Annotated in this window: 19 protein-coding genes; 8 read left to right on the top strand and 11 right to left on the bottom strand. The window is 59.9% G+C overall.

Annotated features, from left to right (window positions below):
- Positions 1-98: 98 nt before the first annotated feature.
- Entirely contained in the window at positions 99-554 is a 456-nt protein-coding gene (locus ACXAED_RS23980) for a TRAP transporter small permease (RefSeq protein WP_245597298.1), read from the top strand.
- Entirely contained in the window at positions 551-1843 is a 1293-nt protein-coding gene (locus ACXAED_RS23975) for a TRAP transporter large permease (protein WP_027233533.1), read from the top strand. The genes ACXAED_RS23980 and ACXAED_RS23975 overlap by 4 nt, the downstream gene beginning before the upstream one ends.
- An 88-nt stretch (positions 1844-1931) precedes the next feature.
- Here the strand turns inward: ACXAED_RS23975 and ACXAED_RS23970 are convergent, their stop codons facing one another.
- Positions 1932-2642: a helix-turn-helix transcriptional regulator gene (locus ACXAED_RS23970; RefSeq protein WP_027233532.1), complete on the bottom strand. Its 711-nt coding sequence runs from the start codon at positions 2640-2642 to the stop codon at positions 1932-1934.
- Between the two features lie 90 nt (positions 2643-2732).
- Between ACXAED_RS23970 and ACXAED_RS23965 the strand changes: the two genes are divergently transcribed.
- From ACXAED_RS23965 to ACXAED_RS23950, 4 genes are all read left to right on the top strand, one after another.
- Positions 2733-4340: an FAD-dependent monooxygenase gene (locus tag ACXAED_RS23965; RefSeq protein WP_027233531.1), complete on the top strand. Its 1608-nt coding sequence runs from the start codon at positions 2733-2735 to the stop codon at positions 4338-4340.
- The gene (locus ACXAED_RS23960) at positions 4337-4516 is read left to right on the top strand and encodes a hypothetical protein (protein ID WP_027233530.1); all 180 of its coding nucleotides are present in this window, start codon (positions 4337-4339) and stop codon (positions 4514-4516) included. The genes ACXAED_RS23965 and ACXAED_RS23960 overlap by 4 nt, the downstream gene beginning before the upstream one ends.
- A 272-nt stretch (positions 4517-4788) precedes the next feature.
- Positions 4789-6726, top strand: coding sequence for an FAD-binding monooxygenase (locus tag ACXAED_RS23955; protein ID WP_027233529.1), 1938 nt, complete (start codon positions 4789-4791; stop codon positions 6724-6726).
- A gap of 126 nt (positions 6727-6852) precedes the next feature.
- On the top strand, positions 6853-7671 hold the full coding sequence (locus tag ACXAED_RS23950) for an AEC family transporter (RefSeq protein ID WP_475054214.1): 819 nt from the start codon (positions 6853-6855) through the stop codon (positions 7669-7671).
- A gap of 118 nt (positions 7672-7789) precedes the next feature.
- On the opposite strand, the gene istB is transcribed toward ACXAED_RS23950, so the two are convergent.
- From istB to ACXAED_RS23915, 7 genes are all read right to left on the bottom strand, one after another.
- A complete protein-coding gene (gene istB, locus ACXAED_RS23945; protein WP_027234437.1) occupies positions 7790-8521 on the bottom strand; it encodes an IS21-like element helper ATPase IstB in 732 nt (243 codons plus the stop codon).
- Complete coding sequence (gene istA / locus ACXAED_RS23940) at positions 8518-10017, bottom strand: IS21 family transposase (protein WP_475046390.1); 1500 nt, start codon at positions 10015-10017, stop codon at positions 8518-8520. The genes istB and istA overlap by 4 nt, the downstream gene beginning before the upstream one ends.
- 256 nt (positions 10018-10273) lie before the next feature.
- Positions 10274-11512 (bottom strand): benzoate/H(+) symporter BenE family transporter, encoded by a 1239-nt coding sequence (locus ACXAED_RS23935; RefSeq protein WP_475054211.1) that lies wholly within the window; start codon positions 11510-11512, stop codon positions 10274-10276.
- Positions 11475-12362 carry a 3-oxoadipate:acetyl-CoA acetyltransferase gene (locus ACXAED_RS23930; protein ID WP_027233527.1) on the bottom strand — a complete coding sequence of 296 codons (888 nt, stop codon included), beginning with the start codon at positions 12360-12362 and terminating at the stop codon, positions 11475-11477. The genes ACXAED_RS23935 and ACXAED_RS23930 overlap by 38 nt, the downstream gene beginning before the upstream one ends.
- A 58-nt stretch (positions 12363-12420) precedes the next feature.
- Entirely contained in the window at positions 12421-12573 is a 153-nt protein-coding gene (locus ACXAED_RS23925) for a DUF1289 domain-containing protein (protein WP_152612168.1), read from the bottom strand.
- Positions 12574-12601: 28 nt separating this feature from the next.
- Positions 12602-13459, bottom strand: a complete 858-nt coding sequence (locus tag ACXAED_RS23920; RefSeq protein WP_027233526.1) for an alpha/beta fold hydrolase — start codon at positions 13457-13459, stop codon at positions 12602-12604.
- A complete protein-coding gene (locus tag ACXAED_RS23915) occupies positions 13456-13836 on the bottom strand; it encodes a hypothetical protein (RefSeq protein WP_036796608.1) in 381 nt (126 codons plus the stop codon). The genes ACXAED_RS23920 and ACXAED_RS23915 overlap by 4 nt, the downstream gene beginning before the upstream one ends.
- Positions 13837-14124: 288 nt before the next feature.
- Here ACXAED_RS23915 and ACXAED_RS23910 point away from each other — a divergent pair, with 288 nt between their 5' ends.
- Together ACXAED_RS23910 and ACXAED_RS23905 are read left to right on the top strand one after the other, a co-directional pair.
- Positions 14125-15000: a dioxygenase family protein gene (locus ACXAED_RS23910; protein ID WP_027233524.1), complete on the top strand. Its 876-nt coding sequence runs from the start codon at positions 14125-14127 to the stop codon at positions 14998-15000.
- A 97-nt stretch (positions 15001-15097) separates the two neighbouring features.
- The gene (locus ACXAED_RS23905) at positions 15098-15988 is read left to right on the top strand and encodes a LysR family transcriptional regulator (RefSeq protein ID WP_475054208.1); all 891 of its coding nucleotides are present in this window, start codon (positions 15098-15100) and stop codon (positions 15986-15988) included.
- Positions 15989-16017: 29 nt separating this feature from the next.
- Here the strand turns inward: ACXAED_RS23905 and ACXAED_RS23900 are convergent, their stop codons facing one another.
- Genes ACXAED_RS23900 through ACXAED_RS23890 form a run of 3 tightly spaced genes read right to left on the bottom strand, consistent with a single transcriptional unit; the run spans position 16018 to position 18449 of the window.
- Entirely contained in the window at positions 16018-16716 is a 699-nt protein-coding gene (locus ACXAED_RS23900) for an ABC transporter ATP-binding protein (RefSeq protein WP_260033359.1), read from the bottom strand.
- A complete protein-coding gene (locus ACXAED_RS23895; protein WP_027233521.1) occupies positions 16709-17452 on the bottom strand; it encodes an ABC transporter ATP-binding protein in 744 nt (247 codons plus the stop codon). The genes ACXAED_RS23900 and ACXAED_RS23895 overlap by 8 nt, the downstream gene beginning before the upstream one ends.
- Entirely contained in the window at positions 17445-18449 is a 1005-nt protein-coding gene (locus tag ACXAED_RS23890) for a branched-chain amino acid ABC transporter permease (RefSeq protein ID WP_027233520.1), read from the bottom strand. Before ACXAED_RS23890 ends, ACXAED_RS23895 begins: the two co-directional genes overlap by 8 nt.
- Position 18450 lies beyond the last annotated feature (1 nt).

Raw genomic sequence — 18450 nt, 5'->3', positions numbered from 1 at the left:
AACCACTCGGGGACGGTGCGGCCGTCCCCCTTTCTGCAATAGGAGGCCGCAGGATGCGCTCTTTGGCTTTGAAAATCCGCCGGACAGTAGAAACGGCAATGGCACTGTTTCTGCTGGCCATGGTGGCTCTCACCTTCACCGATGTGATCGGACGCCGCCTGTTCGGCGAACCGGTTTACGGCGCAAATGACATTACCGAACACCTGATGGCGCTGACAGTCTTTGCCGGCTTGCCTTTGGTGACCGCCGCGGGGGCGCACCTGACAATCGATCTTCTCGACAAACTGCTGGACCGCCCCGGGTTGGCATGGTGGCGCGTGCTGACCGGGCTTCTGGTGGCAGCTGTGCTCGGCATGATGGCCTGGTTGTTCGTCAAGCACGGCCTCAATGCCTCGAGCATTTCTGAGGTCAGTCAAGCGCTTCGCGTGCCGCGCGCACCGCTCTATTTCTTCATGGCACTGAGCTGCGCGCTGTCTGCAGTGGCCGCCTTTGCCGTGGTCCTCGGCAGGCCGCTGGCCGACGCCGAAAACACCCATAAGGAGGAAGTGTTATGATTGCCGGTTCTCTGTCCATGGCTGCGGCCATCCTGCTTGCCTTCCTCAGGATCCCGCTGGCCTTTTCGCTGCTCGCTGTTTCGGTCATAGGTATCGGGCTGGCGATTAACTGGAACATTGCGCTGCAGCTGGTGCCGCTGACGATCTCGGACGCAGTGCTGTCCTATGACCTTGCCGTAGTGCCTATGTTCATCCTGATGGGCAATGTCATCTCCAAAACCGGCATCGCCCACGATCTGTTCCGCGCCGCATATGCCTTTGTGGGCAACGTGCGCGGCGGGCTGGCGCTTTCCGCCATGGCCGCCTGCTCCGGCTTCTCCGCCGTCTGCGGCTCCAGCTATGCCACCGCCGCCACCATGGCCAAGGTGTCCTATCCCAGCATGAAAAAATACGGCTACTCCGACGAGCTGGCGGCCGGCACCATTGCCGCCGGCGGCACACTCGGCATCCTGATCCCGCCCTCGATCATCATGGTGGTCTACGGAATTCTGACCCAGACCAACATCGGCGACTTGTTTATTGCCGGAGTGGTGCCGGGGCTGATCGGTCTGGCCGCCTACATGGTGGCAATCCGCATCATTGCGGCCCTTGACCCAAGCCATGCCCCGCGCGGGGAAAGCACCCCCTGGCCGGAAAAGCTCCTGGCGCTGTCCGGCGTCTGGCCTTTCCTGCTGTTGTTCGGGCTGATCATCGGCGGGCTTTATGCCAAGCTGTTCACCCCCACTGAGGCCGCTGGCATGGGAGCTGGTCTTGCCATCCTGATCGCGGCCTTTCACGGGCGGCTCGGCTGGAGCGTGCTGCGCACCATCATCATCGATACCGCCTATACCTCGGTATCGCTTTACACTGTGCTTTTCGGCGCACTGATGCTGTCCAAGCTGCTCACTCTGTCCGGGCTTGCCGCGGGTGTTTTGGGGCTGGTCGAGTCGACCGGGCTCGAAGGCCTCGCGCTGATCTTCGTCATCATGGCGGTGTTCCTTGTTCTGGGCTGCGTGATGGATTCTATGGCCATCATTCTGATCTTCGTGCCCCTGTTCGCACCGGTGGTGGTTTCCCAAGGCTTTGACCTGGTCTGGTTCGGCATCATTGTGATCGTGGTGACCGAAATCGCCCTTGTCACGCCACCCGTCGGTATGAACGTCTTTGTTCTCAAGGCCGTGCTGCCAGAAGTCCCGGTGGTAAAGATCTTCAGAGGGCTGGTGCCGTTCATCATCGCCGATGTAGCCAGGCTGGCTCTGCTGATCGCCTTCCCTGCCCTGACGCTTTGGCTGGGAAGTACGGTAGGGTGAACTCCGAGACCCGTTCAGGTTCTCCTTGCCTGAACGGGACTTTTACTGTGGAAACTGCCGCAGGCCGGCCGCCAGCTTTGCAGCAATGTCAGCTCGAGGCACCAAGGTCTCTGCACAGCGAGAACAGCCCCGCACGCGAATTGATCCCCAGCTTGCCATAGGCGCGCTTACGGTAGGTGATCACGGTATTGGGCGCGACCTCCAGAGCCGCTGCGATCACCTCCGCCTTCTGCCCCGCCAGAATACCCAGGCAGACCGCCCGCTCCCGCTCACTCAACGCGTCCAGAGCCGGTGGAGTGGCGCTGCCGGCGGTACTTTCGAAATGCATCAGCGCCAACCGGCCTGCAATTCGTGCTAAATCCGCGTCGCAGTCCGGCTGTGCCCCGCCCGTCTGGTACAGGCTTACGAACAGCCTCAGCCGCACTCCGGCGGCCAGCACAGTGGTCTTGGCCCGCAGCCCCGGCGTGTCAAAGAATATCCGCCGGTAGTCGCTGCCCATCGTTTCAGCAATCGTCTCCAGCCGCCTCAGCCGGACTGTGCCTGGCTGCGCCTGCACCAGTTCAGGCAAAAGCGGATCCTGCAGATACCAGCCATCCAGATATTGCGCTGACAGTTCCTCGGCTAGCGCTGCACTTCGGTAATGGCGCGAGAACAGGCAGCGCGCATTCCCTTCAGTGATCGCAAATACCATGACCTGATCGGCCCCCAACGTTTCCATGAACTCTGAAAACGCCGGCGCAAAGCCGCCGCTGCCCAGCAGCGCAAGACAAGTATCGATATGCCGGATACAGGATGCCATCGCCACAAGCTATCATGTCCCCCCTCAAGGAGGACAGACAGGACACCTGCCGGGCAGCTATGTTTTTCCCAATCAAGGAGGAACTTACCTATGAGACCGGCAGGCCGCGGCGACACCGACTCGCTCTACTTCACGTACCCGCATTTTGATCCGCCGGAATACCGCAGCAATCTATCAGATGATGTTCCGGTCGCAATCGTGGGCGCCGGTCCTGTGGGCATGACAGCAGCACTCGCCCTGGCCCGCCACGGCGTGCCATCGGTGCTGTTTGACGCTAAGTCCACCTTCAACGACGGAAGCCGCGCCATCTGTGTCGCCCGCCACAGTTTTCGCATCTTCGAGCGCATCGGCGCAGTAACGCCCTTCCTGGAAAAAGCGCTGCCCTGGACCACAGGGCGCAGTTTCTACCGCGGCCGCCAGATCCTCGAGTTCGCAATGCCTGACAGCCGGGCCGAGAAGTACCGGCCGATGTACAACATCCAGCAGCAGTACATCGAGCAGTATCTTTGGGACGCCATCGCCCGCGAGCCGCTGATCGAAACCCGCTGGCAAAGCCGGATCACCGGGGCCAGTGATACCCGCGATGGCGTCACCCTAACGGTCGAAGACCCGCACGGCATCTATACGCTCAACGCGGCTTGGGTGCTGGCCGCGGACGGCGCCCGCAGTGCCATCCGCAAACTGCGCGGCCTTCGCCTGAAAGGTGAGAACTACGAGGGCCGCTATGTCATCGCCGATGTGCAGATGAAGCACGGTTACCCAACCATCCGCCGGGCACTGTTTGACCCTGACTGCCGCCGCGGCGGTACAGTCCTGGTACACAAGCAGCCAGATGATATCTGGCGCATCGACTACCAGCTTCACGATGGCGAGGATGAGAAGAAAGCCATCCGCGAGGAGACTGTGCGCGCCTCGGTCAGCGCAGTGCTGCGGGAGATTGGCCATGACGGCGACTGGGAGCTGGAATGGTGGAGCGTCTATTCCGCCAACACGCTGGCGCTGGATGACTACCGGGACGGACGCGTGTTCTTCGTCGGCGACAGCGCCCATATCGTGCCGATCTTCGGCGTGCGCGGCCTGAACAACGGCTTGGCCGACGCCTATGACATCGCATGGAAACTGGCCTGGGTGCTGCAAGGAAAAGCCGGGACAGCGCTTTTGGACAGCTACACGCCGGAACGCCGCGGCGCGACGCTGGATGTCTTCGCCAATGCATCCAAGTCGGCCCGATTCATGACCCCGCCCAGCCCCGGCTGGCAGTTGATGCGAGACACGGCGCTAAACCTCGCGCTAAGCCATCCGTTCGCAGGCGGGCTGGCCAACCCCCGGCAGATGACTCCCTACAGTTATGCCGCCAGCCCTGCCGTCTGGGCCGACGATACGGGCTTCGAAGGTGGCCCGCAGCCTGGCACGGTGTTGCCCGACGCCCGCACTTCAGACGGGTTTCTCTCCGGCCTTCTGGGCCCCGGCTTCAGTCTCGTCACCTTCGGGGAGGCGTTGGCCGAAACTGCTGCTGAGCTGGGCCTGACACATATCGTATTGCCACCGGGTTCCGACGCCGCGCGGTTGCTTTCTGCCTCTCCGGACAGCGCCTATCTCATCCGGCCCGACACCCATATTGCCGCCCGCTGGTGCCAAGCCACACCTGGAGCGCTGCGGCAGGCTTTCGCCCGCGCCACAGCAGGAGAAATCAAATGACACCGGAAGACCTCGAATCCGTTTTTGAAACCCTGGCCCGTGCGCTGGACGCCGCAGGAGAGGAACAGCACGCTGCACTGCTGGCGAAACTGGTTCTGCTGTTGTCCCGCGATTTGGATGACCCCGGCCTGGTCTGCCGGCGCATCATGGAAGCGGGCAAGAACCTTGCCGCTTAGCGCTGCCACCTTCAGTCCGGTGCGGTGCCCCCGCAGGCTGGCTTCGTCGCGCAGCCGGCGGGCATACTGGAATTTGCGAAATCAACGGGGACTCTGATCTTAACCGCATCACCTCTCGGCCCGGTTTCTACGCTGGGGAAGAGCAACCAGTAATAACAGCATGAATGCGCTGGCCAACCGGAATGGTATGTATACATACCTTACTTGAGGGGGGCGCTGAATAGTACAATCAGTAATAACCGTTCAGAAAGCGGTGAAGCGGAGAGTTGGCCATGCAGTACTACGTTGACGGGTTCAAACCTGGTGATCCCGATATCAAACCATCAGCACCAGGCCTTGGTCGTGCCACCTCGAACGCAAACGATATCCCGCAAAAGGTCGATGTACTGATTGCCGGGTGCGGACCCGCAGGGCTGTGCCTCGCGGCACAGTTGGCGGGTTTTCCGGAAATTTCGACCATGATTGTCGAACCAAAACACGGGCCTATGGAAAAAGGGCAAGCCGATGGCGTCAGCGTCCGCTCGATGGAAATGTTTCAGGCCTTTGGCTTTGCGGAAAAGGTAAAGCGCGAAGCCTACTGGGTGAACCAGACGGCGTTCTGGAAGCCCTCCCCCGCCGATCCGAGCCATATCCACCGCGTAGGGATCGCTCAGGACGTGGCCGATGATCAGTCAGAGATGCCGCATACAATCGTGAACCAGGCGAGGATACACCAGTTGTTCCTCGACGTGATGAAGAACGCCCCAACACGTTTGGAACCCCATTACGGGCTGCGCGTCAATGACCTGGCGATTGACAGCGGCAGCGACGATCACCCCGTTACTGTTACCTTGGAACACGTAGCCGAAGATGGCAGCGCAGGTGACACTGTTACAGTGCGCGCGAATTATGTGGTCGGTTGCGACGGCGCGCGCAGCACAGTGCGCAAATCAATCGGTGGCAAGTTACACGGCGATGCGGCGCATCAGGCCTGGGGGGTTATGGATATTCTGGCGAATTCAGATTTCCCGGATCTGCGCAGGAAGTGCCTGATCCAGTCAGCGAAGGAAGGCAATATCCTGATCATCCCGCGCGAAGGCGGCTATCTATTCCGGATGTATGTCGAACTCGACAAGCTCAATCCGGATGAACGGGTGTCGAACCGCAACCTGACAGCCGGCGATATTATCGCTGCGGCGAACCGGATCATGGCCCCCTACTCCATCGACGTCAAAGAGGTGGTCTGGTGGTCGGTCTACGAGATCGGCCACAGGCTGACCGACAAGTTCGATGATGTCCCCGCGGATGAGATTGCCCACCGGACACCCCGCGTTTTCACCGCCGGGGATGCCTGCCACACCCACAGCCCCAAGGCGGGGCAAGGTATGAATGTTTCCATGGGCGACACCTTCAACCTCGGTTGGAAACTTGCCCATGTTCTGACCGGCCGGTCAGACCCGGGCCTGCTGCATAGTTACTCGGCCGAACGTCAGCTGGAAGCCAAGCGGTTAGTTGAGACCGATCACAAGTGGGCGCGCATTATGAGCGCTCCGCCGGGCGAATCCGAACTTGATGGCAGCGAAATGCCCCGGTTTCAAAAGCAGTTCATCGAGAACCTGGAATTTACCGGCGGGCTTGCCGTTCACTACGAACCTTCAAGGATTATCGCCGCGTCGGCGCACCAGTCGCTTGCCACGGGCCAAATCGCGGGCAAGCGCTTCCATTCGGCGCCGGTTCTAAGGCTATCCGATGCGAAGCCCATGCAGCTGGGCCATGTTGCCGAAGCGGACGGGCGCTGGCGCATCTACGCCTTCGCAGGACAAGATGACGATGGAACCGAAGGCGGTGCGATTCATAACCTGTGCGCCTATCTGGAAAATGACCCTTCGTCACCGATCCGGCGGTATACCCGTGCAGCTGAAGATATCGATGCCCTGATCGACCTGCGCACCATCTTCCAGCAGGATTTCAAGGCGCTGAACTTTGAGGACATGCCGGGCCTGCTTCGGCCTGGAAAGGGCCGCTACGGGCTGCGCGACTTCGAGAAGATTTTCTGCGTCGATCACAAGCGGGGTGACGACATCTACGCGATGCGCGGCATTGACTGCAAACAGGGCTGCATGATCGTCGTCCGGCCGGACCAATACGTGGCGCACATCCTGCCGCTTGACGGCTTCGCTGCACTTTCAACCTTCTTCGACGGCGTCTTCAAACCGCAAGATGAACAATAAAGGGGCCGCCGCCGCCCACCGCGCCGCGCTTTTTCAAATGCAGCGCAGGCACCTTGGTGCCAGCTCCAACTCTGCGCCCGGCAACATGCACGCGCGCCCAAGCGGCGCCTTCCAGAGTGATTCGCCATGACCGATGTCCTGCTCCTAATGCTGCCGATCTTCACGATGATCGGGATCGGCAGCCTCTTCGTGTCCCGCAGATGGTTTCCCGCAGACGGCCTGCCGGTTCTGAACCGGTTCGTGATGAATGCCTGCATTCCAGTGCTGCTGTTTTCCGCCATCGCAAACGGCGAAACGCTGGCGGATTTCTCCTGGCTCAACGCATTCGTCTTTGGCGCCGCATCGCTAGTGTCGAGCGCGGTTCTGTGGGCCGTCCTGCGCTTTGCCCTGCACGAACCGGCCCCGCAGCGCATTATCCTGGCGCTCGGCGGGGCGGCCGCCAACACCATTTTTCTCGGCTTCCCGATTGCCTCGGCCTTCATACCCGGCAGCGCGGCCAAGGTCTTTTCCTGGGTCGTGTTCGCCGAAGTTGCGATCATCATCCCGGTCGTGACTACACTGGCGCTGCTGGCCGAGAACACATCCGGTCAGAACGCCTTTGGCGCCGCTTTGAAAGCACTGGCGCACAGCCCAGTCGTCTTGGGCCTGGCCGCCGGTTTCGCCTTCCTCGCGACCGGCCTCACCCTTCCGGAATGGTTGGACCGTGTGGTCACGTCAATCGTCGCCGCCGCACCGTTCATCGCGCTGTTCGTGATCGGGGGCAGTATCCTGCAATTCCGGGTGTCGCGCAGCGGACCGCGTGTCGCGGCCGTCACCGCGGCCAAGCTGATCATCCACCCGTTTGTGGTCGGCGGTGCCTTCTGCGCTGTATTCGGCTGGCAGGACCCGGTGGCGCGGGACGCGGTCCTGTTTTCATGCATGCCGCTGTTTCTATCCTGTCAATGAGCGTTCAAAACTGACCCGGTTTCAGCGTTTGAATTTGACCCACCCCTTGTGGCGCAAAGGCCCCAGGCGGGCCGCCCTCATATAGCGAGTCCGACTGGGGGCTTTGCTTGCGCGACGTTTATGTTTTTCTGCGTCGCTTGCTCTGTGCGAACCGGTATGACGTGTTGCCTGTCTCGATGATTGCGCAGTGATGGGTTACGCGATCCAGAAGCGCGGTTGTCATCTTGGCGTCACCGAAGACCGAGACCCATTCGCCGAACTCCAGGTTCGTCGTGATGATGACACTGGTCTTCTCATAGAGCTTGCTGATCAGATGGAACAGCAACGCGCCGCCGGACTTGGGGAACGGGATGTAGCCCAGCTCGTCGATGATGACGCAGTCCAGGGCCGAGAGCTGCCGGATGATCTTCCCGGCATTGCCCTCGGCCTGTTCCTTGATCAGGGCGTTGATCAGGTCGACGGCGTTGAAGAAGCGCGCCTTCTTGCCGTTGCTGATCAGGGTGGTTCCAAGCGCGATGGCGATGTGGGTTTTGCCGGTGCCGGTTCCGCCCACCAGGATGAGATTATGTGCCTCTTCTGTGAATTGGCCTGAGCAGAACGGCTCGATTTGGGGCTGGGTGACGGCGGCCGCGCTGTAATCGAAGGTGGCGAAGTCCTTGTGGTGGGGGAACTTCGCAATCCTCATTTGATACTGGATGGAGCGCACCCGCCGCTCTACAGTCTCAGCGTCGATCAGTTGCTTTATCGCTGTGGTCAGACTTGGTGGCTTGCGCGCGGACAGCAAATCATGGGCGCAAGCTGCCATCCCGTGCAGCCTCAGGGCGGTCAGTTGGTCGATGAGGGCGTTCATGCGGCAGCCTCCTCAGCCGAGCACAGCGTCTCATAGCGCTTGCAATCGGCCTCGGGCCGCAAGGTCAGCTGCGGATAGGTATAGGCGTCGCTGAGCGGCGTGATGACCGGCTCCACCAACTGGTTAATCAGGTTGATGATGGCGGGCAGGCGCAGGGTGTTTTGTTCCACCGCCAGTTCGCAAGCCGTCTCGACCACCTCGACCCCGTGATCCTGGGCCAGCAGAAGCAGATCGACGAACTCCCGATCCCCGCCTTTGCCGGCCATGTAGTGCTCCCTGATCTGATGCATGGCCTCAGGCAGTTGCCAGTCCACAAAGGGGGCGCCGTCGCGCAGGGCGCCGGGCTTGCGATCCAGCAGCGGCACGTAGTGCCAAGGTTCAAAATAGCTGACATTGCGGGTGAAGCGACGCTTGTGCTCGGCGATGACATCCTGGCCCGACACCAGCACGATCCGGCCTGCATAGGCGCGCAGCGACACATGTTGCCCCGCGAACCGGGACGGCACGCTGTAGCGATTGCTGGCATATTGAACCAGGCAGGTGGAGCGAACACGAACGGTCTTTTCCACGTATCCGTCAAATGCTCGCCCCAGAGGGCGCAGTTCGGCGCGTTCGTCTTCGAACAGCTCTGCAATCGTGCGATCCGATTGCTCGGGATGGGGCCGGTTTGCCAGCTCTTCACAGCGCAGGCGCAGCCAATCGTTCAGCGCATCGAGATCATCAAAGGCAGGTTTGGGCACAAACAACCGGCCGCGCAAAAACTGGACCTGGTTCTCGACCTGTCCCTTCTCCCAGCCCGCAGCCGGGGTGCAGGCCACCGGCTCCATAACGTAATGGTTCATCAAGGCAAGGAACCGGGGATGGAATATCCGGTCCTTGGAGCGGGAGACATAGGTCACCATGGTCTTGGGGTTGTCGATGATCACCCGGCGTGGAACCCCGCCATAGAAAGACAGCGCCTGCGCAAAGGCATCCAGCACCATCTCCTGGGCTTCGCCGGGATAGGCGACGACAAAGGGCTTGCGGCTGTGGCACAGGCGGAAATGGGCAACCTTCACCTTCTGCTCGATACCGCCCAGGACAACCCGTTCTTCGCTCCAGTCAAATTGCAGCGCATCGCCTGCCGCAAAATGCAGCGGGATAAAGGCCTCGCCCGAACCGGCACCGGCCCGCCTCAGATCGCGGACAAATCGCTGAACTGGCGAATAGGAACCGGTGTAGCCTTCCACCACGAGCTGCTCATAGAGCTTCTGGGCCGTCCGCCGCTCCCGGCGTGGTCGCTTCTGGTCCTGATCGAACAGCTCCTGAAGCCGAAGATCAAACCCGTTGCACAGTTTGTGCCGAACCGGCGGGGCCTGGCGCTGGTAGCTCGGCGGGCTCTCATCCTTCAGATACTTCTTGATCGTGTTCCGCGATAATCCCGTCGCCCGCGCAACAGACCGGATGCTGCGTCCCTCAACCAATACCCATCGTCGGATCTTCGACACGCTTTCCATCAGTAACACCTGCTCTTTCCTCCGCACTTTTTGTGCGGATGTTAACGAAAACAGGTGGGTCAATTTTACTCGCTCATAACCCACCCAAGTGGGTCAATTTTGCACGCCGATTCACATATCCTATGCGGTGTTCTGCGGCCGCCACTCAGTCGGTGAAACCGGCGCGTCGGCCATTGTTCTGTCAACGCTTTTCGGGGCCGTCACGGTGCCCGTCATCCTTGCCCAGCTGTACTGAAACCGCAAGCAAAGGGGCCGCTCACGCCGCCAGCCGGTCCATCATCCAGCGGCCAAACCGCGTCAGGAAATGAAACACGATGCCCGCCACGACTCCCCAGAATGCCGCGCCGATCCCGAAGAGCGACACGCCGGATGCGGTGAAAATGAAGGTGAGCAGCCCAGCCTGGGCATCTTCGGACGCCATCATTGCGGCGGTAAATTTCAGGATCGGTTGCAGCAGCGCCAACCCCGCCAGCAGTGCGATGACGGAGGATGGCAGCATGATCAGGATGTCGACGATGCTCCCGGCAAAGAGCCCGCCGAGGCAGAAGAACAATCCGCAGGCAACACCCGCAATGTAGCGGCGCTCCGGGTTTTCGTGACTGTCTGGCCCTGCGCAGAAAGCTGCCGTGATTGACGCAAGCGCGGTGCTGATTCCACCGAACACCGCGGCGCCCGCGGAGGCAAGTCCTCCAAAGATCATGATCGGATTGGCCGAGACCGCGTAGCCGTTGGCCCTCAGAACCGCCATTCCTGGCAGAAATTGCCCGCTGAGAGTCGTTATTAGCAACGGCACTGCAAGACTGAGCATCGCAGACGTCGAGAATTGTGGCACTATTGCTTGCGGCTGCGCCATCGACAAGCTCACCGATGTGATCGATGTTTCATAAGCGATGGAGGTGAGCATAAGAGCCAGCCCCAGCAAGGCGAGCACGGCATAGCGCGGCACGGTGGCGGTGCAAATTGCGAAGGCTGCGATGAGAACGGAGACCACCACCGGATCTGTGGCCAGCCCGCCTGCAGCCTTGAGGCCGAAACCGAACAGGATACCCGCCATCATGCCGTTTGTTACGGCGGGAGGAAGAACTTTCACGAGCCGATCGAACAGGCCGGAAATACCGATGAGGATCAAAGCCGCCGCGACGGCAATGTAGGCCCCCGCCATCTCAGCAGCAGGCAGAGTAGGACCGAACCCGATCAGAAGCACGGTTCCAGGCGCGGACCAGGCCATAGCGACAGGGGCACGGAACCACAGGCTGAGGACGATGCTCGACAGGCCTGCCGCGATCGAGATTGCGAAGACCCAAGATGTGAATGCTGACCGGGAAATTTCCATGGCCTCGGCAGCACTGAGATAGATCAGCAGAGGACCGGAATAAGATACAAGGACTGCAAGGAAACCGGCCCCGACAGCGGAGCCGGAAATGTCCCCCAGGCGCAGTCGCTGGTATCCAGCCGTATCAGACAATTGTGGCCACCGCAGTATTTTCGGTCTCACCCCGGTTCATGCTGTCGGTGGGCAGGCGAAGCCCGAGGATGCGCCGCGCTTCCTGCCAGGTCGCGACGGGGCGGTTGTTCTTTGCGCAAATTTCCGCGGTTCGTCGAACCAGAGCGGCATTGGAGGGGGCCAGCGTGTTCCGGTCGAGGCGGACATTGTCCTCAAGCCCTGTACGCGCGTGCCCGCCCGCAGCAATCGCCCATTCATTCAGCGTGAGCTGATTGGCCCCGATGCCGGCCGCGCACCATGGCGCATCGTCACCGAAAAGACGGTGAACGGTGCGGATGTAGTAGTCAAACACATCCCGATCGACCGGCATGGCGTTCTTCACCCCCATCACGAACTGAATGTAGGGTGTGCCCGCAAGCTGGCCTTCATCGGCCATCTGTCTGGCTTTCAGGATGTGACTAAGATCGAACGCTTCGATCTCTGGCTTGACGTCGTAGGCCAGCATTTCCGAAGCCAGCCAGGCCACCAGATCCGGCGGATTCTCGTAGACACGGGTTGGGAAATTGTTCGACCCGACCGAAAGCGACGCCATGTCAGGCCGCAAGGGCAGCATCCCGCCGCGTGTCTTGCCCGCACCCGACCGCCCGCCGGTCGAGAACTGGATGATCATGCCCGGGCAGTGTTTCTCGATACCTTCCTTCAGGGCCGCGAATTTCTCAGGGTCCGATGAGGGCGTCTCATCCTCATTGCGCACATGCGCATGAACGATGGTGGCACCCGCCTCAAAGGCTTCGTGGGTCGATTCCACCTGCTCCGATACGATGATTGGAACAGCCGGATTGTTGGCTTTGGTCGGCAGGCTGCCGGTAATCGCCACGCAGATGATGCAGGGGTTTGTCATTGTTTTGTTCCGGTTTTGCCGCGTCACGGGAAATGCGGCACGTCAGGTTTGGATCCGTTCAGGAGCGTGCCTTGCGCGATGCGGAGGCCTTGCCGGCCTGCCTCATACTCTCGATGGCGGCGCGTTCTTCGTCGGTGAAGAACATCCATGCGGCCTCTGCCTTTTTGTGCTTCTTGCATCCTGGACAGGGGTTGTCGGCATTCTTGCACATGGCTCCTCCTCCCGTGCTGATTTGAGTGTCAGGCCGCCTTCGCAGCTGGTTTGGGCATTTTCCCAAGAGCTTCGACGAAGAAGGGACGGAACCCGTCCGGGTGTTCGCTCATCGGGAAATGTCCGAGCTTGTCCATCACAGCGAGCGTCGCGCCAGGGATCGCCTTGGCTGTCCGCTCGGCATCCTCGGGTGTGCATGTCAGGTCGTAAGCCCCGACGATGATGTGAACAGGGGTATTTGCCGTAGCGATCGTCGGCAAACGCGGGATCAGGCTGTCGTCCTTTGTGTAAAAACTCAGATCGCCACGGAAAACGCCGGGACCACTTTGCATGAACATCCACAATGTGTTCCAGCGCTCGGCATTTGGCGCGAAGGGGGAAATGTTGGCCGAAACAAGCGCTGCGCCCATCTCGCCGCCATGGGCATCCGGGCGGTGGAACCAGTCGATATCATACCAGGCGGGCTGGAAATCAGAGGCTTCTATTGCGATAAAACCGCTGAATTTCTCGGGATGCAAAGCCGCGAGTTGCAGCGCGATGCGCCCGCCCATAGAGCAGCCAGCCAGAACCGGGCATTCCAGCCCAAGACCGTCGATGACCGCGAGAACGGTCTCGATATAGGCTTCGGTGGTCAGCAGGTATTCCTGGGTCTCAAAGCCTTCAGGCGGCAGCGATTTTCCGTGCCATGGCATGTCAAAAGCGATCAGGCGGTTCGAAGCGGTGATCTCTGTGTCGTTCATCAGATGACGCCACTGGCGGGTATCAGCCCCGGCGGTGTGCAGACAGATGACCGGACGGCCCTGCCCTGCTTCCTCGAAATAGATCCGGCGGGGCGCGCCGCCCACGGTGACGGTGACATAGCGGCCGGTGATCGGTTCGATACTCATGCGGCCAGCTCCTTTTTTGCGCGTGCCAGCGTCAGCACTTCCTTGAAGAAGCGCAGGTTTTTGACGAGGCTCAGGATGTCGCCATCAATCCGGCCCCGGCCGATCTTCACCAGCCCGAAAATGTCGTGAAACCCCGGCTCGGGACGGGCCTGCCAGAACTTTTCCAGTGCTTCGGCATCTGTGCGCAGGGCAAATCGCCAGGGTGTCTTGCGGCTCGGACCTTCTACGACGGACACGATGAGCCCTTTATCGAAAGACAGGTAGTACTCGCTGCCGTCGATCTCGATCAGCACCGTTTCGGAAAACAGACAGCCGAGGCGCAGCAAGTGCGGCGTCGCCTCAAGGCTTTGCTGAATATGCTTGAAGGTATCGATCACCTCAGCCTCCCATGCGATAATTTACTGAAGCGTTGGTGCCACGAGCCAATACAGTGAAGCCATACCATCCCGGGTATGAGGCAATACTCTCAGGCCGGGCGCATCTTGAATGCCCTTATAACTGCTTGATTTAAAGGACACTCCGAGGGCTACAGCCGTTTGCGGTATTGCCCGATACCGCCCCAGGCATTGGGATGAGGAGCGATTGGGGGGAAGTTCGATCGCAGACGAGGGACGGTGGAGCGTCCTGTTTTCGAACCCCCAGACAGCCAGGAGGAGGAATTATCCATGGGCATCGTCAACCAAGAAAACATTACGGAGGTTGTGATCGGCAGCCTCGGCCAGCACGGCGATATCACCGACCGTGAACGCGAGATCGCGACAGGTATCATCAAGCACATGCATGCTTTCATCAAAGACGTGAAACTTCAGCATCACGAATTTCTGGCCGCCTGTGATTACCTTGCCCGCGCTGGACAGCTTTGCAACGACAATCGCCAGGAATTCATCCTGCTGGCCGATATCCTGGGCATCGAAGTCCTGGTCGACATGATGACCAACCCGGTCGAAGGCAACGAGAGTGAATCGACCGTGCTCGGACCGTTCTACCGCGAAAACCCGCCAGTCCTGCCCAAGGGCGCTTCGACCATTCAAAAGCACTTCGACAACGAAGAAACAGCCTACTACGAAGGTTACATCCGCGACGAGAACGGCAACGGCATTCCTGGTGTGACGCTCGATGTCTGGGAGGATGCACCGAACGGCATCTACGAGAACCTCGATCCTGACCAGCCCGAATACAACCTCCGCGGCCGGTTCGAAACTGACGATAACGGGCACTACGCCTTTGTTGCCGTCCGGCCTGTCCCCTACCCGATCCCCGACGACGAGACCGCAGGGGAACTGCTGCGCTTTATGGGCCACCACCCGAACCGCCCTGGCCACATGCATTTCATTATCTCCAAAGACGGTTACCGCCCGTTGATTAGCCAGATCTACGATGCCGACAGCGAATGGCTGGAGAACGACAGCGTGTTTGCCGTCAAAGAAAGCTTGATCGGCAAGTTCAAGCCGGCCCCCAAGGAACTGGGCACTGATCTGCACTTCGAGTTCGACTTTGTGCTTAAGACCGGTGCCGCCGAGCAGGCCGTAGCCGCCGAGTAAACCACTTCACCTCCCACCAAACTGACCCCCGATTTTCGGGGGTCTTTTTTCACTTGGAAGGATCGCCTAACGTGAAGACTTGGGGGAGTGCCTGAAAATGAACTTCAAACAGCTGTCCTATTTCATTGCGGTGGCAGAGGAATTGCATTTTGGGCGGGCAGCTGAGCGTCTCGACATGGCGCAACCACCACTCAGCCGCCAGATCAAGCAGTTGGAAGAAGAGCTTGGTGCGATCCTATTCAATCGCGGCCGCAGCGCGATAACGATGACCCAAGCAGGGGAAAGACTGCTTGAGCGCGGGAAATCAATCTTGGCCCAGATTGAAGATACCCAGCTGGAAGTGCGCCGCTTGGGCCAGGGAGCCGAGGGACGTCTGCGTATTGGCTTCGTTGGTTCTGCGACCTTTGGCATACTCCCAAACATCATCCGGTCCTACAGAGCGAATTACCCGGAAGTGAACCTTAGCCTCATCCCCATGAACAATGCGGATCTGCATAGGGCCTTGGTGTCGCGTGAACTCGACGTGGTGTTCGCGCGCCCAACGCTTAAGGATCCTGAGTTCCTTTCGAAACACCTGGTCGAAGAAAGGCTAATCCTGGCCCTACCCGATATCGTGGACACGGGGGCACGCTCGGTCGCGAAGCTTGAGCGTCTGAAAACGCATCATCTGATCCTCTATCCCGAGAAACCCCGCCCGAGCTATGCGGACATGGTTCTAAAAGCTATCGAAGACGCCGGTTTCGAAGCGCCGCTACGCATCTGGTGCATGGATCTGCAAACCGCACTCGGCCTGGTTGCCGTTGGCGAGGGCGTTTGCATCGTGCCGGAGTCAGTTGCAAACGCCCCGCGGAAGGGCATGAAATTCCTCAGGATCGAACCCGAGTTCGCGCGCACCGAACTGTCTGTCAACTACCGGCTGGACGAGCAAGGCCTGCATGTGAAGAACTTCGTCAACATCGCGCAAAAGGTGGCCCGCAAGGTTTTCTAGTCGGACGGCCGGTGTACAAAGCGGCCCAATTACACACCAAGCCAGGTATGCTGCGCGTCCTCGTCTGCCTTGATTTCTTCTGCACTGCCAGTCCAGACGACCTGGCCTTTGCCGACCACCACCACGTCATCGGCAAGCGAGGTTGCAAAACCAAAATTTTGCTCCACGATGATCATCGAAAGCCCGGCTGCCTTCAGGTCCTGGAGCTTGTCGTGGATCAGTTTCACAATGATCGGCGCCAGGCCCTCGGTCGGTTCATCGAGGATCAGGAGGCGGGGATTCATCAGCAAACCGCGTGCAATCGCCAGCATTTGCTGCTCGCCGCCTGACAGTTGGGTGCCGCCGTTGTCCATCCGCTCCCCAAGACGGGGAAAAAGATCCAGAACCCTTTCCATCGTCCATTCGGTCTTGGTTCCGCCAAATCGCTTAGCCGCTAACTCCAGGTTTTCGCGCACTGTCAAAGACGGGAAGATGTCACGCGTTTCAGGAACGTAAGCGATACCACTCTTGGCGATGTCGAATGGTTGCCTCGCGATCGGTTTACCCTCGAAGGCGATCTCACCGGACTTGATCGGAAGGAGACCCATGATGGTTTTCAGCGTGGTGGATTTTCCTGCGCCATTGCGGCCCAGGATGGCCAGCACCCTGCCCTTTTGCGCTTCCAGCGAAAGGCCATAGAGAACTTGCGTTTCGCCATAACCGGATTCGATTGCCCTCAGTTCAAGCATCTTCCCAGCTCCCCAAATAGATTTCCTTTAGCAGGCTTGACCCGCGGGCCTCCTCCGGCAAGCCGTCAAAGACAACTTCGCCGTAGTTGAGCACAGTGATCGTGTCCGCCACGTCGAAGGCGAGGTCCATGTCGTGCTCGATGATGAGCATTGTCAGGTCACGCGGCAGATTGTTCAGCAAGTCGTGAAACCCCTTCGACATCTCTGGCCCGACACCGCTAGTGGGTTCGTCCATCAGCAGTACAAGCGGCCTTGTGGCGAGCGCGACGCCAACTTCGAGCTGGCGGCGCACGCCGTAGCTGATCTCAGATACTTTGGCGTGAATGAACGGCATCAGGTTGACCTGTTCCGCCACCTCCTCGACGATCTCGCGAACGTCGGGCTTTGCCAGGCTATCTGCCCAAAGCTGCGTCGCGTTGCCGGTATGCACGGCAGCGGCAAGCCCAAGATTTTCCTCAACCGTCAGACCGTCGAACAGAGTATTCTTCTGGTAGCTGCGCGACAGGCCGCGGCGGGCGCGTTTAGCAACAGGCAAGGCGGTGACATCTTCGCCAGCGAGATGAACCGATCCGTTGTCGGGTGTGAGTTCACCCACCAGTTGGTTGAACAGCGTTGTCTTGCCTGCGCCATTGGGGCCCAGGATCACGCGGCGTTCTCCCCGCTCCAATTTCAGCGATACATCGCGGGTGACGTGGACGGCACCGAAGCTCTTGTCCAGATTACGCGTCTCAAGCATCGGTCAACACCTCCTCGGACTCCTGTTTGCGCGTTGCATCAGCCACACGGCGTTCGACCCGGGCACCCCAGCGGGCTTCGATCCAGCCGAAGATACCGTTTGCGCGGCTCATCACCACGGCGATCAGAATTACGCCGACAACAAGATGCCAGTGTGCCGTAAGCGAACTCAGTTCATGCTTGAGCAGCACAAAGGCGGCAGCGCCCACGAGCGGACCAACCAAAGTTCCTAAGCCGCCAAGGATAACGACAACCAGTGCCTCGCCGGACACAGTCCAGCTGAGAAGCCCGGGCGAGATATACATGATGTGCTGCGCAGCAAGAGCGCCGGCGAGGCCGGCAATCATGCCCGACAACCCAAACACATCCGCCTTGATCCGCCAGATCGTCAATCCAAGCGCGCGCATCCGTTGTTCGTTGTGCATGACGCCCGTCAGCGAACGGCCAAGCCCTGAACGCAGAATGAGAACAGATGCGCCATAGACCGCGCCAAGGATGGCTAGGCAGAAGAACGCAAAGCTGCGGCTGTCATTCAAATCAACTCCGATAAAGCTCAGATCCAACCGGGAAATACCACCCAGCCCATCGTCTCCGCCAAAGATTGGGGCTTCGAACACATAGGAATAGGCCATTTGGCCGAAGGCGAGCGTCGCCATGATGAAATAAATTCCATGGCTGCGTGAACAGATTGCGCCGATGATCCAGGCGGCGGAACCGGTCAAAGCGATGGCGCCAGCCATGGCCACGGGCGGTGCGAGGCCCGCCTTAGCCGACAGGATGGCGTAGGCATAAGCGCCAACGCCCATCAGTGCGCCGTGGCAAAGCGATACCATGCCCCCAAAGCCCGCAACGATGTCGAGAGCCAGCACAAGCATGGCCAGGATCAGGATTTCGGTCAGGATTTCCAGCCCGAAGTACTCGGCGGTAAAGGCCTGAAAGAGGGCACCTGCGGCCAAAAGCACGAGGGCCATGTAGCGAAGAGCATTGTGACGAAACATC

The sequence above is a fragment of the Leisingera sp. ABM4_103 genome (assembly GCF_056158685.1).
Note: the sequence above shows the minus strand (reverse complement) of the source record. Positions and strands in the feature narration are given on the sequence as shown.